This is a genomic window from Cohnella zeiphila, assembly GCF_014212055.1.
GTDB lineage: Bacteria > Bacillota > Bacilli > Paenibacillales > Paenibacillaceae > Cohnella > Cohnella zeiphila.
This window is the reverse complement of record NZ_JACJVO010000009.1, coordinates 258793-277594: the sequence shown is the minus strand read 5'-3', so window position 1 is coordinate 277594 and position 18802 is coordinate 258793. Positions and strand designations below refer to the sequence as shown.

General features: G+C 62.5%; 8 protein-coding genes. All 8 read right to left on the bottom strand.

Annotated elements, in window-relative coordinates; translation table 11 throughout:
• Nucleotides 1-295: 295 nt before the first annotated feature.
• Nucleotides 296-2911, bottom strand: a complete 2616-nt coding sequence (locus H7C18_RS08385) for a glycoside hydrolase family 2 protein (protein ID WP_185128573.1) — start codon at nt 2909-2911, stop codon at nt 296-298.
• 22 nt (nt 2912-2933) lie between these two features.
• Nucleotides 2934-4202 (bottom strand): alpha-L-fucosidase, encoded by a 1269-nt coding sequence (locus tag H7C18_RS08380; RefSeq protein WP_185128572.1) that lies wholly within the window; start codon nt 4200-4202, stop codon nt 2934-2936.
• Nucleotides 4203-4207: 5 nt separating this feature from the next.
• The gene (locus tag H7C18_RS08375) at nt 4208-6148 is read right to left on the bottom strand and encodes a right-handed parallel beta-helix repeat-containing protein (RefSeq protein WP_185128571.1); all 1941 of its coding nucleotides are present in this window, start codon (nt 6146-6148) and stop codon (nt 4208-4210) included.
• Nucleotides 6145-8187: an alpha-amylase family protein gene (locus tag H7C18_RS08370; RefSeq protein ID WP_185128570.1), complete on the bottom strand. Its 2043-nt coding sequence runs from the start codon at nt 8185-8187 to the stop codon at nt 6145-6147. Before H7C18_RS08370 ends, H7C18_RS08375 begins: the two co-directional genes overlap by 4 nt.
• Nucleotides 8188-8358: 171 nt before the next feature.
• The gene (locus tag H7C18_RS08365; RefSeq protein WP_185128569.1) at nt 8359-14916 is read right to left on the bottom strand and encodes a discoidin domain-containing protein; all 6558 of its coding nucleotides are present in this window, start codon (nt 14914-14916) and stop codon (nt 8359-8361) included.
• A gap of 137 nt (nt 14917-15053) precedes the next feature.
• Nucleotides 15054-16826, bottom strand: a complete 1773-nt coding sequence (locus H7C18_RS08360) for a type 2 periplasmic-binding domain-containing protein (protein ID WP_185128568.1) — start codon at nt 16824-16826, stop codon at nt 15054-15056.
• Nucleotides 16827-16966: 140 nt separating this feature from the next.
• A complete protein-coding gene (locus H7C18_RS08355) occupies nt 16967-17845 on the bottom strand; it encodes a carbohydrate ABC transporter permease (protein ID WP_185128567.1) in 879 nt (292 codons plus the stop codon).
• Nucleotides 17846-17864: 19 nt separating this feature from the next.
• A complete protein-coding gene (locus tag H7C18_RS08350; RefSeq protein WP_185128566.1) occupies nt 17865-18797 on the bottom strand; it encodes an ABC transporter permease in 933 nt (310 codons plus the stop codon).
• Nucleotides 18798-18802 lie beyond the last annotated feature (5 nt).

Below are 18802 nucleotides of genomic sequence, written 5' to 3'. Positions count from 1 at the left end.
CATCGGGCAATCCGGCGATCCTTGGCTTTTCGTTCGCGCTCCGGGGCGCTGTTTGAACTCTTCGTTGTAGTGCTGCCGCTGCTCACCCATGTGAACACCTCCCAGACAAGCTTATTATCTGGCTCTTCTAAAGTTGGTGTCCACTTTTATTCCAGTTGCAAAATTCCTGTTCGTTCTCCCGTTTGAACCTTCTTTTTTGCCGGACGCATCGTTCGCAGCGTATTCTGCTTTCTATAGGATTCAAAAAGCCGCGAAGGAAGATTCCTTCGCGGCTTTTTTCGAACGACGGAGTCGTTCAGGAGTTATGATTTTGCTCGGCCTGCCGGGCCTTGATCGCATTGCCGACATAGAGAATGCGCGGAAGCTCTCGTTCCCTCGGCCAGGCGATCCGGTGCTCGAGCCCCGGCCACACGTCGAAGAAGTTGTCGGGAAGCGGAGCGTCCCCGTTCAAATCGATGCATGCGCCCCAGACGAACCGGTCGCTCCGGAACACCGCGTATTCGCCGTCCCGGCGAACGTCAACGTCAACCGGCAACCAGTTCATCTCCGCGAAGCGGGGCAGCATCAGCCGGTTGCGCGCAACGGTCTCGCCGTCTCGCATCAGCCGCGCGAACGCCAGCGTGTCGCGGATCCCGGAAGCGTCCCACTCCGCCGCGCCGAACTCGGCCAGGCAGACGGACCGGTTGGGCGGCACTTCCGCCGCAAGACGCCGATCCGTCGCGTACGTTCCACCGAGCGTGAAGAAGCCGCAGTGCAGCTCGCCCCGCCAAGAAGCGTCCGTCTCGTTGATGCCGAACACGCGGACGTGGTCCGACTCCCGGACGACGACGACCGATACCGGCTGAAACGCCCTTTTGACCGGATAGAAGGAGGGAGTGCGGTTCAGGAAATAATCGACGATCGTCCAGCTCCGGGTCGACGGCCAGCAATCGTTGAACATCCAGAAGATCGCAGAAGCGCTGTCGAACATCCGACGCCGGAAGTTGTCGATGTATTCCCGCAGCCCTTCCCCCTGGATCAGCCCGCCGTAATAGACGTACTCTTCGACCGACAGCTCCCGTGCCTCCAGTCCGGTCCACTCCCGAACCTGCCGGTCCGGCGCCGAGAGCGGGAACCAGGAGTCGAGCGCGTTGTCGTGCTGCTGCCAGGCGAAGGACAGAACGTGCCGCTGACCCTCCGGCATGGAGGCGTGCATGGCAGGAAGGCTTGTCGGCCCGAGAATGCCGCCTTCGTTCGGGAACCGGCTCGTCAGCCCGCGATATTCCCGGAAATCCGTATTGTCGAAGCCGACCGACCACGGATGCTGGTCCCCCGCCGAATCGTCGTTCGGGAACAAGGCGTCCGGAGAATACGGGCTGCTCGGCTGATAGTATCGGCCCGGATCCTCCTCCCGCACGATGCGGGGCAGCACGTGATGATAGAACGCATGGTCGGGATACATGATCCCTTCGCTCTCGTCTTCGTCCCAGCGGTGCGTATGCCATTCGTTCTCGTTGTTGCCGCAGTACATGACGAGGCTCGGGTGATGGGCCAGCCTTCGGACGTTGTGGACCGCTTCCAGCTTCACGTTGCGCATGAAGGCCGGGTCCGTCGTCGGATACGCCGCGCAGGCGAACGCGAAGTCCTGCCATACCATGATGCCGCGCTCGCCGCACGCCTCATAGAAATCGTCCGTTTCGTAAACGCCCCCGCCCCAGACGCGCAGAAAGTTGAAGTTCGCTTCCAGCGCCCGATCGATCAGCCCTTCGTAGCGGGCGCGGTCGGCCCGAACGAAGATCATGTCCGCCGGAATGAAGTTGGCCCCCTTGGCGAAAATCGGCTTGCCGTTCACTTCCAGAATGAAGCAGCGGCCTCCCGCGGGATGGGGGCTCTGGTTGACGGCCAACCGCCGGAATCCGGTTCGCTTGACGCGCTCGCACACGAGCTCCCCGCCGACCCGCACCTGCACCGTCACCTCATACAGATGAGGTTCGCCATGGCCGGACGGCCACCACAGCCGCGGCTTCGGGACCGGGACCTCCGCGTCCAGCCGCTTCATTCCTTCCGCCAGCTCGAACGTCCTCACCGTCTCGCCGCAGCAAGTTCGCGCTTCGCCGCCACCTTTCACAAGTTCCGACTCCGGGCGACACGTTTGCGTTTCACAGCCTTCGTTCGCCTGTTCCGTCTCCGAACGGCCGCTCACACGCACCGTCACTTCCGCCATTCCCGGGTTTGCCCCGCAGCCCTCGGCAAAGACGCGGACCGACACGGTCCCTTCGTCCATCGCTTCGTTGACATCCGCCAGGACGACGATATCGTCGACTCGCGCCCGGTCGGTCCATTCCAGGAATGCGGACTTGTGAATGCCGACGTTGACGTACCGCGCCGACCAGTCCCAGCCGAACGAGCACTGCGGCTTGCGCAGCCAGATCCGTTTGTGCAGGACATGGTCATAGGAGTTCTCGTAATACCCTTCGACCGACCGGTTCCCCGCCGCGTGCAGGCCTCCGTTCAACACGACGACTAGGAGATTGTCGCGGCGCAGCTTGCCCGTCACATCCAGCTTGCACGGACGGAAGAAGTTGTCGTGCCCGCCGACGAGCTCCTCGTTCAAGTAAATTTTCGCATCGTAGTCCAGTCCTTCGAATACGAGCCAGGCATGGCCCGCGACCGCCTCGTCCGGAGCCGCGAACGTCGTCCGGTAGCCCCACAGGTTCTCCTCCACCCATCGGCCCGCCAAGGCGTTCAGCCCTTCCGTCGGCTCGCCGATCAGACCGCGCTTGATCAGCTCCAGATGCACCTCGCCCGGTACGCTCGCCTCCATCCATTTGGCTTCGTCGGTCTCTTGCAGATGGAACGTCTTCACGCCGCCGCGCTGTCCGTCCGAGCCGCGCAGCAGCCAAGGGCCGGACAGCTCCTTTTTCCCGTACATGGTCCCGTCCCTCCGATCCGGCTTACGCCAGCTCCAGCTCGATGACGGTGTCGATGCCGTCCGGGAGCTCCGCGCCGCCGAGCGTGACAAATGCGTCGTCCGGGTACTCGTATGCCATCCACGGCGTCTCCACCTTGATCTCCGCCCCGTCCGCGAGCAGCCTCGCCCGCTTGATTTTCCCGTTCATGCCGGCGAACGAAGTCGGTCCCATCCCCCGGTCGAAAAGATGGGCGTACAGCTTGTTCCCGTTCTGCGTATACCGTCCCCATTCCGGCTTGGGCAGCGAAGCGGCGCCGCAGCCGTAGACGCTGTCCGCGTTGGCGTCCATCCAGCGTCCCACCTCGCGCAGGATCTCGACCGCCTCGTGCGGAATGACGCCCTTGGCGTCCGGACCGACGTTCAGCAGCAGGTTGCCGCCCTTGCTCACGCATTCGACGAGCCCGCGCACGACCGTCTTCGCCGATTTGTAGTTGCGGTCCGAAGAGCAGTAGCCCCAGTGATCGTTCAGCGTAATGCATGCCTCCCACGGAATCGGACGCCCGGCTTCGTTCGCGATGCCTTCCGCAGGCAGCATCTGCTCGGGGCTGGCGAAGTCGCCGGCGTACTCCTCGGGAGCCGCCGCCTTGATGTTGCCGCCAAGCCGGTTGTCGATGACGATGTCCGGCTGAAGGGACCGCATCATCCGCACGAGCTCGGTCGCCCGCCACTTCTCTCCGGTCATGTCGTCGTACGAGAAATCGAACCACATGACGTCGATTTTGCCGTAATTCGTCAGCAGTTCCTTCACCTGTCCGTGCATGTAGTCGAGGTAGCGGCCGAATTCGATCGGCTTGTTCTTGAACGCCTCGTTGTCCCGCATCGGGTGGATCTTGTCGCCGTAGGCCGGATAATCGTCGTGATGCCAGTCGATGATCGAATAATAGAGTCCGACGCGCAAGCCTTCCTCCCGGAACGCCTCGACGTATTCGCGGATCAGATCCCTGCCCGCCGGGGTGTACGTCGCCTTGTAATCCGTCAGCTTGCTGTCGAACAGGCAGAAGCCGTCGTGATGCTTGGCCGTCATGACGGCGTACTTCATCCCGGCCGCTTTGGCGAGCTTCGCCCACTGCCGCGGATCGTAACGGACCGGATCGAACTCTTCGAAAAAAGGCCGATATTCTTCCACGGACAGCTTCTCCAGGCTCCGGACCCATTCGCCCCGCGAAGGGATTGCATACAGGCCCCAATGAATGAACATCCCGAATCGGGCTTCCCTGAACCATCGGGTTCGTTCCGCAAAATCGTTTCGCATCTTACTTATGCACCTCCGCAGATTCGATAAAGCTCGGCATAGCCGCGCGAGCAGCCGGCGTTCGCCAGCGCGAGCGGCCGGATGCCGTTTGCGCCCGCCGGAGATGAAGGCTCCCAGCCGATCTCTCCCGACGGCAATCCCGTCAGCCCGGGATCCGCGAAGACGTTCCCGTCCTCCGGCGCCAGCGGGAATTCGCTCACAACCTCGTAATGGACGTATTCGTGGAAAACGATCGACCCGCTCCGGCTGTACATCACATTATCCCGGAGCGATGCGAACCCGTCGGCGCTCGAATAGGCGCTCATGGACGGGTACGCGTCAAACTTCGAGGCGCGATGGCCGGGATTGCCGCGCGGCGCGTAAAAGTCGATGCGTTCCGCGACGAGGACGTTGCGCTCGAACGAGAGGCCGAACGTGTTCGCCGCCTCGATCCGCTGCGGTCCGCTGTCCCAGAACACGTTGCCGGCATAGCGGCAGTTCCGGGTCATGTGGCTGAGCATCGGCAGGCCGGTCTCGAACGCCAGGTTGCCTTCCACCGTCGCATCCTCGCACAATTCGTCCAGATAGTAGGCGTAGCTCCGCGCCTTCCGCCCCGGATCGGCCAGCACGGCGTTGCCGGTCACCCGCGTCCTTTTGCTTCCCGTGCAGTAAACCGCGGCCCCGTCCTTCATGAACGTCATGACGCGGTAGAACAGATTGCCGCTGATGTCCGAATCGCTTCCCGTATCCACGATGCCGCTGTAAGGCGTGTCGCGTATATCGCAATGCCGGACGGCGTTCCCGTTTCCGCCGCCCAGCACCGCGACCGCGCTCCCGTAAACCAGGCCGATCTCGCGGATTTGGCAATGAGACAACGCGATGGAATCCCCTTCATAGTGAACGCCGCCGGCTCCCGTATGATGGATGAGGCAGCCGAGAAGCCCGATCCGCTCGCCCCGAAGGCGGAACGCCCAGCCGCCGGCGTGCCGGACGGTCACGTTCGCGAACGAGACGTCGCGCACCTCTTCGGCCACGATCGCAGCGCTCGCTTCCGATGCCGCGAACCCGCCGGGAACAAGAGCCGCCGCCGCGCAGGAGAACGCCAGTCCGCGCACGACCACGTTGCGCACTCCGCCGCGCAGACGCAACACGTGCCCGCGCGTCGGGACGACCGCGTTCAGCCGGTCCGCGCGCTCCCCCGGCCGCGGCCAATAGACGATCTCGCCGGCGGCGCGGTCGTGAAACCATTGACCCGGCTTCGTCATTCCTTCACTCACGTTCCACACGACATATTCGCGGGCGCGTTCGTTGCGGTCCGCGAACGCGCCGGGCGGATGACCGGGACATTCCGCGAACAAGACTGTCCGCATCGCTGCGTCCACCGCGCGAACGCCGACCAGCGATTCGTCCCACTCGTGGTACACCGTGATTTCCGCGTTTTGCTCATCCAGCCAAGGGCCGAGATCCTCCTCCTCATAACGGAGCACCGTCAGTTCCTCCTCGGTCGGCGGCCGCTCCCAGCCTCCGGCCAGCGTCGACATCCACTGCGCGTCGAACCGGTTCCGGTGCCGGAACGCGCCGCTCTCCGGCAGGCGCGCCCGCGGCCGGCTCTCGCCGCCGATCTCCAGCAGCCGTATGGCGCGCGAATGCGCCTCGGCCCCTTCCAGCTTCGCCGCCAGCCAGTCTCCGCGGCGTTCCCATTGGACGAGCGGCTTGCCGCCGTACAATACCGGATGCTCGCCTTCGTACGCTTCGATCGTCAGACCGCTATCCCTTTCCGTCAGCTCAAGGGCGACGTCGTAATAGCTGCCTCCGCGCACGACGATGCGCCGGAAGGCGCCCGTCTCCGCCTTCCGCGTTCGGGACAGCGCTTCGGCGAGCGAGGCGAGCGGCTCGCCCAGCGTGCCGGAACCGGCATCCGAGCCGTCCGCCGCGACATATACCGTCATCTGCCGCGCCTCGCTCATTCCGTCTCTTCCTCCCACTCGAATACGACCATCTGATGAAGACGCAGCTCCGGGACGACCAGTCGGACGGCGCCGTCCTCCCACGTCCAGATCGGTTCCTCGCCCGAAGGAGCGAGCGCGACGCGGCGCGGCTTCGCCGGCGGCCGCAGCGTCACCGGAATCCGATAGCGCGGCGGCGCTTCCTCGATCACCGTATTTTCCGTCATTCGCTTGGCCGCGTACTGGATCAGGTGCAGCACCCATCGGCCCGGCTGACTCATCAGCGACACTTCGACGGCGGGCGAATCCGCCTCCACTTCGAGCAGCCGATGCTCCGGCTCCAGCAACGCGTCGATCAGGTTCAGCGCCATCTGCCGAACGTGCCGGCTGCCGATCGTGAAGTAATCGGCTCCCAGCGAAGCGGCTGCGACCGCCGCCATCCCTTTCCCGTACGGGTGGACGACCGCGCCCGGCGCCTCCGCCTCTTCCCCGGCAGGGGCGTGAAAATGCCCGAACCTGCGGTCCAGGGAAATATCCTCGAAGGGACGGAACGTGCTCGCCGCCTTGACGGCGTCCGCGGACTGCAGCGTCCAGCGAGGGAAGCGGCCTTTCACGAAGCAGGGGGCGTCCGGCATCCGATCCGCATAAGGAGGGACGGGCTGAACGTAGCCGCCGTCTGCCGCCTCGATCCCGGCCAGGCGAACGCCCGCCAGCCGTTCGAGCGTGTCGCGCCAGACCGGCTGCTCCCACAGCGTGCCGCCCGTCACGAGCAGGCGGCCTCCTTCCGCGACATATCGTTCGACCTTCGGCGCCAGCGCCGGATCGAGCGTGATGTTCTCCGGGAGCCACAGCAGCCGGTAGCCGGAGAGACCGTTCTCCTCGTCGAGCACGTCGAAGTGACGGCTGCCTTCCAGCAAGGCGAGCCCCGCGCCGTACAGCGAGGCCGGAGCCTGATGAGCCGCTTCGTATCCGTCGCGAACCTCCTGCGCCCCCAGGTTGCGCTGGCGATCGGCCACGACGCCGATATACGGAACCGTGGCGGCATCCAGCGCCCACGCTTCTCGCTCTTTTACGAAGCCATAGACAGTTCCGATCAGCTCATATACGCCTGCGTCGGGCTTGCCCGACGGATGAAGCTGGTCGCCGATGCAGCAGGAGCCGAGCGTCGCCAGAATCGAAGCGCATTCGAATTTCAGCTGCGCCTCGTTGATCAGGCTGCCGAAATAGCCCCAGTTTTTCGGAAAACGCGTGGTCATGCCGCCCGCCCGCTTGCCCAGCGTCCGAATGTGCCGGGACAGGACGGGGTAATAGTAGCTGTTCCACGTGATCGGCGCTTCCAGCTCCAGATAGTCCAGGTTCCCGTTCCGGACGCCGCCGACGAAGTTGCGGCAGTTGCATGTGAACGACAGGTCGGGATTGGCGTTCTTTACGATCGCTCGCGTCCGCTCGATGAACTCGTTCAGCGTCAGCTCCTGCAGCCGATCCCGGTCCGTCAGCCGGTCCAGGTCGAGTCCGAGCGCGCCGGCCCGGCGACGGCAAAACTCGCAGAAGCACGTCTCGTCCGCATACATGACCATATCGACGAACACGCCTTCGATATTCGGGAACCGCGGAACGAATTCCGCGAGCTGAGGCCAGAGCCAATCCGCGACGAACGGCGAATTGTAGCACGGCCAGCCCCACTCCTTGCCGCCGTTCGTATCGAGCCGCGTCCCGTCTCGCCTGACCATCGCCCATTCGGGATGCTCGATCACGGCCCGGTCGTTGATGCCGGGCGCGAAATGGACGTATACCTTGATGCCCTCGCGCTCGGCCGCAGGCAGCAGCGGCGTCAGCAGATCGCGCTGCAGCGCGGGATGAACCGGCGCGACATCCGATTCGTAATAGGCGTTGCCGCACGCGCACAAGCCGAAAACGACGGTGACCGCGTTGACGTTCGCCCGCTTCCATGTGGCGACCAGCAGCTCGGGATCGTAATCCGCGCCGACTTGCTTCACCCAATGGGGCGTATGGAAATCCAGATGGATTTTCCGATTGGTTTCGCCGATTCCGGCAGCCATCTTTCGCAAGCCTCCTTTACCATTGCCCCGGAACGTACAAGCGGGCGGCGGATGGCGGCAAGCAACCATCCGACGCCCGCGTCGGTCCCGCTGTATTTACCTTACCTAACCCCTGTGCGCCGAGACCATGTACGAATCTACGATATTTGGACTTCGCATCGAACGGGTCCGTCAGCCGTCCTGCCGCTTGTAAGCTTCGGCCAGCGTTCTCAGCCACTTCGCCTGATCCGCGGTGATGGACTTCCCGGATTGTGCCGACACTTCGTTCAGGAACGAGTCGAGCTTGCTCATCTGCAGCTTGGCGGCGAACGACTGCACGATCCCGTTCGCGCCCGGCCCGTGGACCCACGACAGGATCAGCTTGAGTAGACTCGCAAGCGTGATCTTCACCTGGTAGTCGGCCGACTGCTGCGTCGTATTGCCCGCCTTGTCCGCCGCTTGCACGTTTACGGTATGGCTGCCGATGCCGAGCGTATACGCCGGAGCGTTCACGAGCGGCGCCGCGCAAGGATCGGACGCCAGACCGGACGCCGAATCCGCCGCCGTGCACGTAATCTGCACGGTCTGGTCGATCGTGTAGGTGCCCGCTCCGGCGACCGTAACGCTCGGAGCGGATGAATCGATGCGCACCTGCAGCGTCTGCGCAGGCTCCTCGTTGCCTGCTGCGTCTACCGCATGGAAGCTCAGCTCCGTCTCGCCTTCGGCGGAGATCGTCACCTCCGCGGCCGCGCCGTCCACCGTCCGCTCCCCGATGCTCTGCGCGCCGGCCGCATCGTAGACGAGCTTCGCCACGCCGGAGCCGCCGTCCTCATCGGAGGCTTGCAGCGAGACGGTCACGCCGGTCCGGTTCCAACCGGCATCGTTCGGTTCTGCGGACCGCGTCGCGCTCGTGACCGGCGGCGTGCTGTCTGCCGCCGTGCCGTCGTCGGGGCCGCTGAGGTTCAGATCGTCCAGATGGAACGTGCCGGGGCTCTGGTTCCAGCCGGACGTCTCGAGCTTTGCCACATCGTCCGCGGGGTTCAGCAGCGGAATGCCGCTCTCCACGGCCGTTCCGTCGATCGCGACGTCGTAGGTGCCGGCCGCGAGATCGACCGTCAACCGGACGTCGTACCATTGGTTCGCGTTATATGGCAGAAGGTTGTGCCAATTGCCGTCCGGCGTGCGCCGGGCCAGCTCCCGGCTGCCGTTATGGGCGTAATCGAGGTCGTACAGCAGCTCCGCCAATTTGGTCCCTTGGCTGTCGTACAGCGTCAGGAAGCTGCCCGTGGCCCCGCCCTGTTCGGCCATGATCCGCTCTTCCGCGACGGCCAAATCGTGAATCGGATCGAACGAATAGGAAGCTTTGAAGCTGCCGTCGCCGTCATTGTTGTACGTCTGCACGAGTTTGAGATTTTTCCCGTCCCCGTCCTGCTGAACCGATACCGCGTTGCCGCTTCCGGCCCCGGTCACCGTCCAGCCCTCCGGCATCGCCCCGACGTCCGTTCCCTCGAAGTCTTCCGCGTACACCGTCTTCAAGGTCGGCGCCGGACCGCCCGTGACGAGGAGGCCTGGGCTGACGACGGGATCCCCTTGCAAAATGCCGTCCGAAGCGACCGGCGTCACCTCGAAAAACAAGTATGTTCCGGCGTCGCCCGAAGCGACCGTATAGCTTGGCGACGTCGCGCCGTCGATCGGCGTTTTGTCCGAGCCGTCCGCTTTCGTTCCCCGATACCATTGGAACGTCGAAGCGCCCTCCGCATCCCCGTCCGGGTCGCTGTAGTCGTAAGCCCCCGTCAGCGTTTCCCCTACGGCCGCCGTTCCGTCGATCGCGACATTCACCGCGGCCGGCGCCTGATTGGCGGTCTCCGCACCGGAATCTCCGTACACTTCGAACTCGTAGACGGTCGCTCCCCAATAAGGATCGCTTCGGTCCAGCACGTTCAGCTTCACGTACCGGGCATCAACGGCCGGGAACTTGATATCGTCCAGACCGCCGTTGCCGGATGTAGTCGCGTAAACCTCGGTCCAATCCGTCCCGTCCGTCGAAACCAGAATTTGATAGGACGTGCCGTGAGGTACCGCCCAGCTCAGCTTGACGTGCCCGATCTGGACCGTGTCGCCCAGGTCGACGCTGACCCACTGCGGGTTGGACGAGCCTTCGGCGGCAGCCCACCTCGTGGCGCTGTCCCCATCGAACGCCTTGTCTCCTTCGAAGCCCGCCTGGTACACCGAGCTTTCCGTCGCGGTTTTGCCGAGCGCCAGATTCGGCAGCGGAGCGTGAACCGTGACCTGGACGGGAGCGCCGGCCGCGGATTCGTTGCCGGCCGCATCCTTCGCTTTTACGGTGAAGGTATACGTCTGCCCGTCTTGAAGTCCGCTCGCGGTGAAGCTCGTTCCCCGCGTCAATCCGATCAGATCGGTGCCGCTGAAGATTTCATAGACTTCCACGCCGTAATTGTCCGTCGAAGCGTCCCAAGCCAGATCGGCTGTCGTCGCCGTAACCGTCGGCGCCGTCAGGTTCGCCGGCGCGCTCGGCGCATCCGTGTCCGGGACGGACGTCGGAATGATGTCGACCCGGTCCGCGACGCTCCAGGGACCTCCTCCCGGGCTGCTCGCCGCCGTGTTCACGACCTTCAGCGTATGCGGACCGTCCGTCAGCTCCGCGCTCGAGAAGACGAGGTCATCCCCCATGTGCACGGAAGAATTCATATCGACCGTCGCCGCCTTGGCGCCGTCGATGTAGATATCGATGATGCCGTCGCCGCTGTTCCGCTCGGAATACAGCCGAATTCCCTTGCCGACGAATCGAATCTCGTAATAGGCTCCCGCTTCGTTGGTGAAATGGTTGTCGCTGTTGTAGCAAGCGGCGTTGTCGGTGCCGGCGTACCACGTTCCGTGGTAGTCGAACTGGTTGTTGCCCGTTCCCGTCTGCGTGTCGTTGACGACGATCGGCGTGTCGGCCGAGATGACGTCCACCCGGTCGGCGACCGCCCACGCGCCGGACGAGAGCGGACTCTGCCGTCCGGTGACGCGAACCTTCATCGTATGCTCCCCGTCCGGCATTCGCGGCGTCGTATAGACCAGCTTGTCGCCGAAATGCTTGGCCGAGTACAGGTCTACCGTCATTTCCGGACCGCCGTCGACGGAGACGCCGACGATGCCCATGTTCGTGTCGACCTCCGAGAACAGCTTCGCCTGGACGCCGTCGAACTTCACTTCATAAGACGCGTCCGCGGTCTGGGTGAAATGGTTCGTGTCGTTGTAATCCGTATTGTTCGCCGCCTGCGTCCAGCCGTCGGAAAAGTTGAACTGTGCCGTTCCCGTGCCGGTCTCGCTGTCGTCGATATGCACCGGCGCGTTCGCGGATACGACCACGACCCGGTCCGCCACATGCTTGGTGCCGCTCGAATCCGGATTTTTGGTCCCGGTCAAGCGGACTTTCAGCGTGTGCGTCCCGTCCGGCAGCCGCGGGCTCGTATACGCGAGCGCATCGCCGATGTGAGTGCTTGAATACGTATCGACCATCGCCTCGTCGCCGCCGTCGATCGACACGCCGACAATGCCCATATCGTTCTCCAATTCGGAATACAGCTGGATCTGCACGCCGGAAAACTTCACTTCGTAAGAATCGCCCTCGGCCGAGGACTGGTGATTGTCCTCATGGTAGTTGAAGGCGTTGCCGGTCTCCGCGGTCCATGTCCCGGTATAATCGAACTGGTCCGTGCCCGTCCCGGTGACGGTGTCGTTGACGGAGAGCGTTCCCTCCTCCGTGTGCGCGGGAGCGGGCGGCTGCGCAGGCGGCTCCTCGTATTTCGCCACCGAAAAATCGTCGAGGAAGGCGTAGACGCCGTTGTCCGGCTTATAGGCATAGATCGTCGCGGACGTGCTGCTCGCGCCGGTCGTAAACGTGAACGTCTCTTCCTGCCATGTATCCTCGGAAGTTTGTTTGCTTGTGTCCGTACCGGCATCGTCAAAACTCCGGGCTCCGATCTTGACGCTTTGTCCGGAAGCGGCCGAGCGCAGGAAGCCTCTGACTTCATACTTCGTATTCGGCTCGAGGTTGCCGATCGTCTGCTCGATGCCGTCTTCGCCGGTGCCGAGGCTGGCCCCGTTGAACGTTCCGATGCGCGAAGCGGTCTTGTTGCCCGGTACGTCGACGACCGGCTGCGCGGTCTGCGAATACGTCCGCGTCCAGCCGTAGAGACCGTCCATGCCCGGCTGCCCCATCCGGTCCAGCTCGAACGGTCCGTTCACCAGCAGGTTCCGGCCGTCGGTTTGCGTCAGCTGCAGCGTCGGTTCGACGGCGGGCGGGTTGTTCAGATCGGCGCCGACCTTCCAAGCCGGCTCGCCGGACTGGTATGCGCCGATGTCTGGCGCGCCGTCGCCCGGATCGGTAATGCCCGAGATCGGAATGCCCGCGTCCAGTCCGGGAGATCCCGTCTTCAGATGGAAATCCAGGCCGTCCGGATTCGCGAAGCCGGGATCGCCCGACGTCAGATTGGCCTGATAGTCGGCGCCGATCGCCAGCCCCGAAGTGTCCAAGCCGTCCGTCGAGATGTTGTTGTACACTTTGTCTTTGTAGTCGTCCACGGTGTAGCCGGCCTTCGAAATTTCGGCGATCGACGCGTTGTAGGTCGTGTTGTTGTAGACCTGCACGAAATTGGAGGCGTAGTTGACCATAATGCCGCGCCACGGGAAGCCCCAGGTCACATTGTCGTAAACCAGCGCATTGTACGTTCCGTTGTCCAGATAGACGCCGGCGCTCCAGCTGCTGTCGCTGCCCTTGCTTTTGGGACGCTGCATATAATCGTGCCAGTAGTTGTGATGGATTTCCGAGTTGCCGAGATCGCTGTGCGCGGTATAGAGCAGCCCGGTGTCCGTCGCGAAGCCGTTGGCGCCGTAGAAGTCGTTGTACTGAATGGAGGAGGCGTAAAATTGTCCGCCGATCAGCGATCTTGCCGCGTGGTATACGGTGTTGTTGCTGATCAGATGGCCGACGCCGTACACGTCGATCGCGGACTGAAATACGATCCCGCCGTACGTGCCGTCATGAATCACGTTGTTGATCAGCTTGTTGCCCTCGCCCTTGATCGAGACGAGAGAGCCGGAGGAAAAGGCGATCTCGCTGTTCTTGAGCGTGTCGTTCTTCCCGCACAGGCAAATGCCGGTGGCGGTGCTCGGTTGAACGTAATAATCCGACACGTACTTGGCGTGAATTCCGTCGATGACGTCGTTCTCGCCGTTTGCCGTATCGATCGTCGCGGCGAACAGCTTCACGCCTTTGACGACGATGTTCGACCGGTCCGCCAGGTCGAAGGCGAGGTTTCGCGCTTTGACCTCGACCGTATGCGCCGAAGGATCGTCGCTGCCCGTCGTTTTCAAATAGAGCTGATGCGCCGTCCGGTCATAGTACCATTCGCCGGGGTAATCGAGGGCGGCGAGCTTGCCCATGATGAAATACTCGGAGTTGCCCAGTCCCCAGTTCCCCATGCCGACAATATAGGGAATCTCCTGCTTGCGGAACGTCATAGAGGCTGCGCCTGCCGCCGTCAGCTTCACGTTGGCCGAATAGGTAAAGTTCTTCGCTTTGACGGCGGAGTTGTAGGACGTGCCCGTCTGCGAAATTTGCGGCTGCGTGTAGCCCGCAAGCTCCGTCCCGTCCGATCTCCAATAGCCGTTGGTGTCTCCCGCGCTCCAGCCTTCCAGGTTGCTGGCGAAGGGCGCCGTCGCCTTGCCGAGCGCTTGATCGGCGCTCTGGCTCGTGATCGTCGCGTTCACGTTCGCGAACTCGGCCGAAGCCGCAGCCGAGCTGCTGCCGGATTGAACGCCGAGCCCGAAGAAGCCCTCGATCGGATTCGGATCGTTCGCCGTGATGGCCGGGGACGCATCATCGTTCAGATAGACCTGGATCGTGCCGTCGTCCGCGGCGATCTTGACGTGATAGACCGTGTTCAATTGAACGTCGACGTTGGCCGAGCCAAGCACGCTCCCGTTCTGGTTGAGCAGCGTCAGCTTGTCGTCCAGGCTCGACAACCGGACCGAATAGAAGGCCGGCGAGGTCGCGATGTTCAAAGTCCCGGGCGTCGAGGTCGAGACGAAAGCGCTGCCAAAATTCCACGAGCCCGCGTCTTCGTAAAATACCGCCGCCCCGTCCCAAGCGCCGGCCGGCTGATTCAGGTTCGCGTTGTCGACGAGCTTGTTGCCCGACGACTGCGTATTGTCGTATTCGTACAGATTGGGATCGTACAGATTGCCGACGTCGGTATTCGGCGTGCGCGCCCAATTGTTCGCCACGCCGTCCACATACACCTGATCGAGGTAATCCCCCATGTGAAGGTCGGCGCCGATCTTGTAAACGTCCGCCGTCGGAACCTCCGTCGCCGGCGTCCACGTCCCGGTGACGAGATCCGCGCCGCTCACGGTCACGTCCGCGCCGTCGTCGGCTTCGAACGTGATGTCGCTTCCGGGCGCGCCGGAATGGGCCGGCTTGACCGTCTCGCGGTAGACGCCGGAGCGAATCTTGGCCGTGTCTCCGGCGACCAGGACGCCGGCGGCCTTGCCGATCGTCTGCCACGGATGATCCGAGCTGCCGTCATTGCCGTCGTCGCCGTTGACCGCGTCGACATAGTACGTATGCCCGGCGTCGGGCTCGTCCGCCGCGGCCGTGCCGGAGCCGCCCGGGGCCGCCGCCAGGAAAAGCGTTGAAAACAGGGTGACCGTCGATACGCATGAAAGAAGCCTGCGAACCATTCTTCATCGTCCCCACTCTCTTGGATGGATTTATTTCAATTCCGGAGATTCCGGACTTGAAACCTTATCTTCTCGGTCGAAAAGGGGCGCCGGATTGCGCTTTTCCCAATCCGGCGCCCCTCGGTTCCGAGGCGACCTTAGCCTTCGATCTTCGCTTTCGCGTCTGCGAACGCTTGTTTATACCATTCGAAGTATTTGTCGGCTCCCGCGTCGTTCAATTGCTTGATGAGATCCTGCTGCCGCTTCTGATAGTCCGCGTCGTCTTTGGACTTGAGGACGACCGTCGGGGCGCCTTTGGTAATCAGGTCGTCCAGCTTGGCCTTGATCCGCTGGATGTCCTCCGGCGCGGTCGCCATCGCGTTCAGGACGTCCTGGGGCAATTCGTCCATCGTCTTCACCTTGCCGGCGTCGGCCTGCTTCTTGTAGGCTTCGGCCGGATAGGTCACGCCGTAATGCTGGTTGTAGTCGCTCGTGAGCGAATTGTTCTGGCTGGCGAACATTTCGGGCGTATCGAACAGATTCACGACGCTGCCGTCGCTCGCGGTCGTAAAGTCGGTCAGCCCTTGCTGGTTGGCCGCCATGTTGATGCCGGTCTTCTTCCAGGGGTCGCCGCCGGCCGCCCGAAGCTGCACGACCTCCGGCTTCATCTGCGGCTTGCCGTCCACCATATCCCAGTGGGTTCCTTGAATGCCGCTCTCGATCAACCGCGAGCCTTGTTCCGACACGAGGAAGTTGATCAGGTCCATGGCGCGCTGCGGGTCTTTGCAGTTCTTGGTGATCGCGAACGCGCGGTCTCCCCAGCCGGCCACGGTGGAGCCGCCGACATAGACGTAGCCCCAGTCCAGCGGGATCGTCATAAAACCTTTGTCCGGGCCTTGCTTGAGCAGATCCGCGTTCGCCTGGACGAACGGCCAGGTCGCCTGCGAGGACAGCAGCGTACCCTGGGTCGCTTTGGCGACGATGTCGTCGTACTTCGCTGTGAACGCGTCCGGATCGAGAATACCCTTTTGTTGGGCTTTGTACAGGAACTGGATCGTGTCCCACATGTCGCTGTGCTCCACGTCCGTATAATCGTTGGCCGGAGCGCCGGTATTGACGTTATAGAAGCCGTTCCCGGTGACCAGGCCCATGCTCTGCAGTCCCCAGGTTGCCCAGTCGTTCCAGATCGCGGTGCCGTACACCTTCTTGCCGTCCGCCGTCGTCGGATGCTTCTTGACCATGTCGGCCAGCACGTTCACCATATCGTCGATGCTGTGAATCTCCGGATAGCCGAGCTCCTTGTAGTAATCCCAGCGGGTGACGAAGCCGGGCTGCTGGTCGAAGCCCCAGCCGGACGGGCCGACCTGGACCGGAATCAGATACAGCTTGCCGGTTCCGTTGCTCCAGAACTTGCGGGAGTAGTCCAAGCTCTTCGCATAGACCGGGGCCTGGATCGCCGGCCCGTTCGTCTTCGCCAGGTCGTCCAGCGGGATGATGCTGCCGCCTTGGATCAGCTGCTGCAAATACGTGGTGCCGGTATTTTTGACCTGGATGATATCCGGCAAATCGCCGCCGGCCAGCTCCACTTTGAACTTGTCTTCGTTGAACAGCTCGATGTCCATCGTAACGCCGGTTTGCTTGGTGATTTCGTTGTACACGTCGGTGCCTTCAAAATCCGGACCCGTTGCCGCAAACTGCACTTTAAGCGTAATCGGCTTCTTGTCCGCCGCCGCTGCCGGCGAGCTGCCGGCCGACGCCGAGGCGCTTGATGCTGCCGATGCCGATGCCGTTGCCGACGCGCCGGCCGTCGCCGACGAGCTCGCGGACGGACTGCCCGCCCCGTTCGACGAATTGCCGCCGCAGCCTGCCATGATCGCGAGCGAGGCGGCCAACGTGCCGGCCAACGCCGCTGAAGACGTTCCCCTTCTCATACCTTGCCCTCCCGTGTAAGTGAAATCTATATTGTTTCGCCATCGGAAGAACTCCAGAATGATTCCGCTCTTAGCGCCGAACTTCCCCGACGTTCTGATCGCAGGAATTCACCGCACTTCCGAACAGGCGCTAACAACCGTCAGCCTTTGATGGCGCCAAGCATGATTCCCTTGACGAAGTATTTCTGCAGGAACGGATAGACGAGCATGACGGGAATCGTCACGACCATCGTCACCGTAATCCGGATCGATTCGGGCGACACCCGGGTCGCCGCCCCCCGGCTCAAGCTTTGCATGTTGCTGCTGTTCACGATCTGCTGCGCTTGCGTCAAGTAGTTGTAGAGGATCAATTGAAGCGTTTCCAAACGATCGCTGGAGACGAGAAAATAGTTGTCCATCCACGTGTTCCACTGTCCGACGGAGGCGAATACCGCCACGGTGGCGACGATCGGCATGGAGAGCGGGAACACGATGCGGGCGAACACCTTCAAATATCCGGCGCCGTCGATCATGGCCGATTCCTCCAGAGCCTGGGGAAGCTGTTCGATGAACGTCTTGAGCAGCACCACATAGAAGGCGCCGATCGCCGAAGGAATGACGTAGAGCAGGAAGCTGTTTTTGAGCCCCAATTCCTTCATCGTGAGATACCAGGGGATAATGCCGGCGTTGAAGTACATGGTGACGACGAGAAACCGGTAGATCCACTTGCGAAAGTAAAGCTCGTTCTTCGTAACCGCGTAGGCGAACCAGGAGCTGCAGACGACCGTCAGCACCGTTCCGATGACGGTTCGCGCGATCGAGACGAAGAACGAATGCCCCATGTTGTCGAGCCGGAAGATGGTCTCGTAGTTGAACAACGTCCATCCTCTCGGGATGAAGGACACGCCCTTCAACGCTTGCTGCGGATCGCTGATCGAATAGATCAAGATATAGTAGAAAGGATAGAGACACAGCAGCGTAATGACGGCCTGAATGCCGTAATTGAACAAGTTGAACGCGATGGACGATTCCCGGCGCATCCGTGTCCGCCTCCTTATCTTAGAATACCGACTGTCCCCGGACCTTCCGGGAAAACGAGTTGAGCAGGAACAGCAGCACGATGCTCACGACCGACTTCGCCATGCCGATCGCCGTCCCGAACGAGACGTCCCCCGTCGAGATGCCGATGCGGACCGAATACAGGTCGAGCGTCTCGATCTTGGCCGCGACAAGCGAGTTGTTGAACACGAAATATTGCTCGAAGTTGACCGACAGAATGCCGGCGATATTGAGCAGCGTCAGAACGAAGAAGGTCGGCATGAGCCCGGGCACGGTGACGTTCCGGATGCGCTGGAACCGTCCGGCGCCGTCCACCTTGGCCGCGTCGTAAAGCTCCGCGTCGATGCCCGCGATGGCGGCCAGGTAGACGATGCTGCCCCAGCCGAGCGACTTCCAGACGGAAACCGCCGTTTGGAACGCCCAGGCCGCTCCGGGATCCGCCAGTACGTTCGTCGGATCGTGAATCCAGCCGAGCTTCATCAGCAAGCCGTTCAACATTCCGTCGGACGAGAAGATGGCGGTCGCCAGCGAGAACACGATAATCCAGCTTATAAAATTAGGAAGAGTTGTAAGGGTCTGCACCACTTTGCGAAACCGGTTGGAGGCCGTTTCGTTCAGCAGAATCGCGAAGACGGCGGACAGCGGCGACACCAGAATCGACAGGATGCCGAGGCCGAACGTGTTGATCAGCACGGTGGCGAGCTGCTCCTTGTCCTCGAACAGCAGGCGGAAGAACTTGAGCCCGACGAACTCCGATTGAGACAAGGGAATGCCGGGCTTGAAATCGTAGAACGCGTACAGCCAGCCGAACAGCGGAATGTAGTTGAACGCGAAGATCAATGCGATGCAGGGGAGGACCAGCGCAAACAACGTCAATCGGCTCGGGGTGAGCGTTTTTTTCCTCGGGCGCGGGGCCGATCTTGCCGTTTCCATACGTC

Bases quoted from the DNA above. Each gene is read 5' to 3' on its own strand.
- H7C18_RS08365 (WP_185128569.1), bottom strand. From the start codon at position 14,916: ATGGTTCGCAGGCTTCTTTCATGCGTATCGACGGTCACCCTGTTTTCA.
- H7C18_RS08380 (WP_185128572.1), bottom strand. From the start codon at position 4,202: ATGCGAAACGATTTTGCGGAACGAACCCGATGGTTCAGGGAAGCCCGA.
- H7C18_RS08375 (WP_185128571.1), bottom strand. From the start codon at position 6,148: ATGAGCGAGGCGCGGCAGATGACGGTATATGTCGCGGCGGACGGCTCG.
- H7C18_RS08355 (WP_185128567.1), bottom strand. From the start codon at position 17,845: ATGCGCCGGGAATCGTCCATCGCGTTCAACTTGTTCAATTACGGCATT.
- H7C18_RS08370 (WP_185128570.1), bottom strand. From the start codon at position 8,187: ATGGCTGCCGGAATCGGCGAAACCAATCGGAAAATCCATCTGGATTTC.
- H7C18_RS08385 (WP_185128573.1), bottom strand. From the start codon at position 2,911: ATGTACGGGAAAAAGGAGCTGTCCGGCCCTTGGCTGCTGCGCGGCTCG.
- H7C18_RS08360 (WP_185128568.1), bottom strand. From the start codon at position 16,826: ATGAGAAGGGGAACGTCTTCAGCGGCGTTGGCCGGCACGTTGGCCGCC.
- H7C18_RS08350 (WP_185128566.1), bottom strand. From the start codon at position 18,797: ATGGAAACGGCAAGATCGGCCCCGCGCCCGAGGAAAAAAACGCTCACC.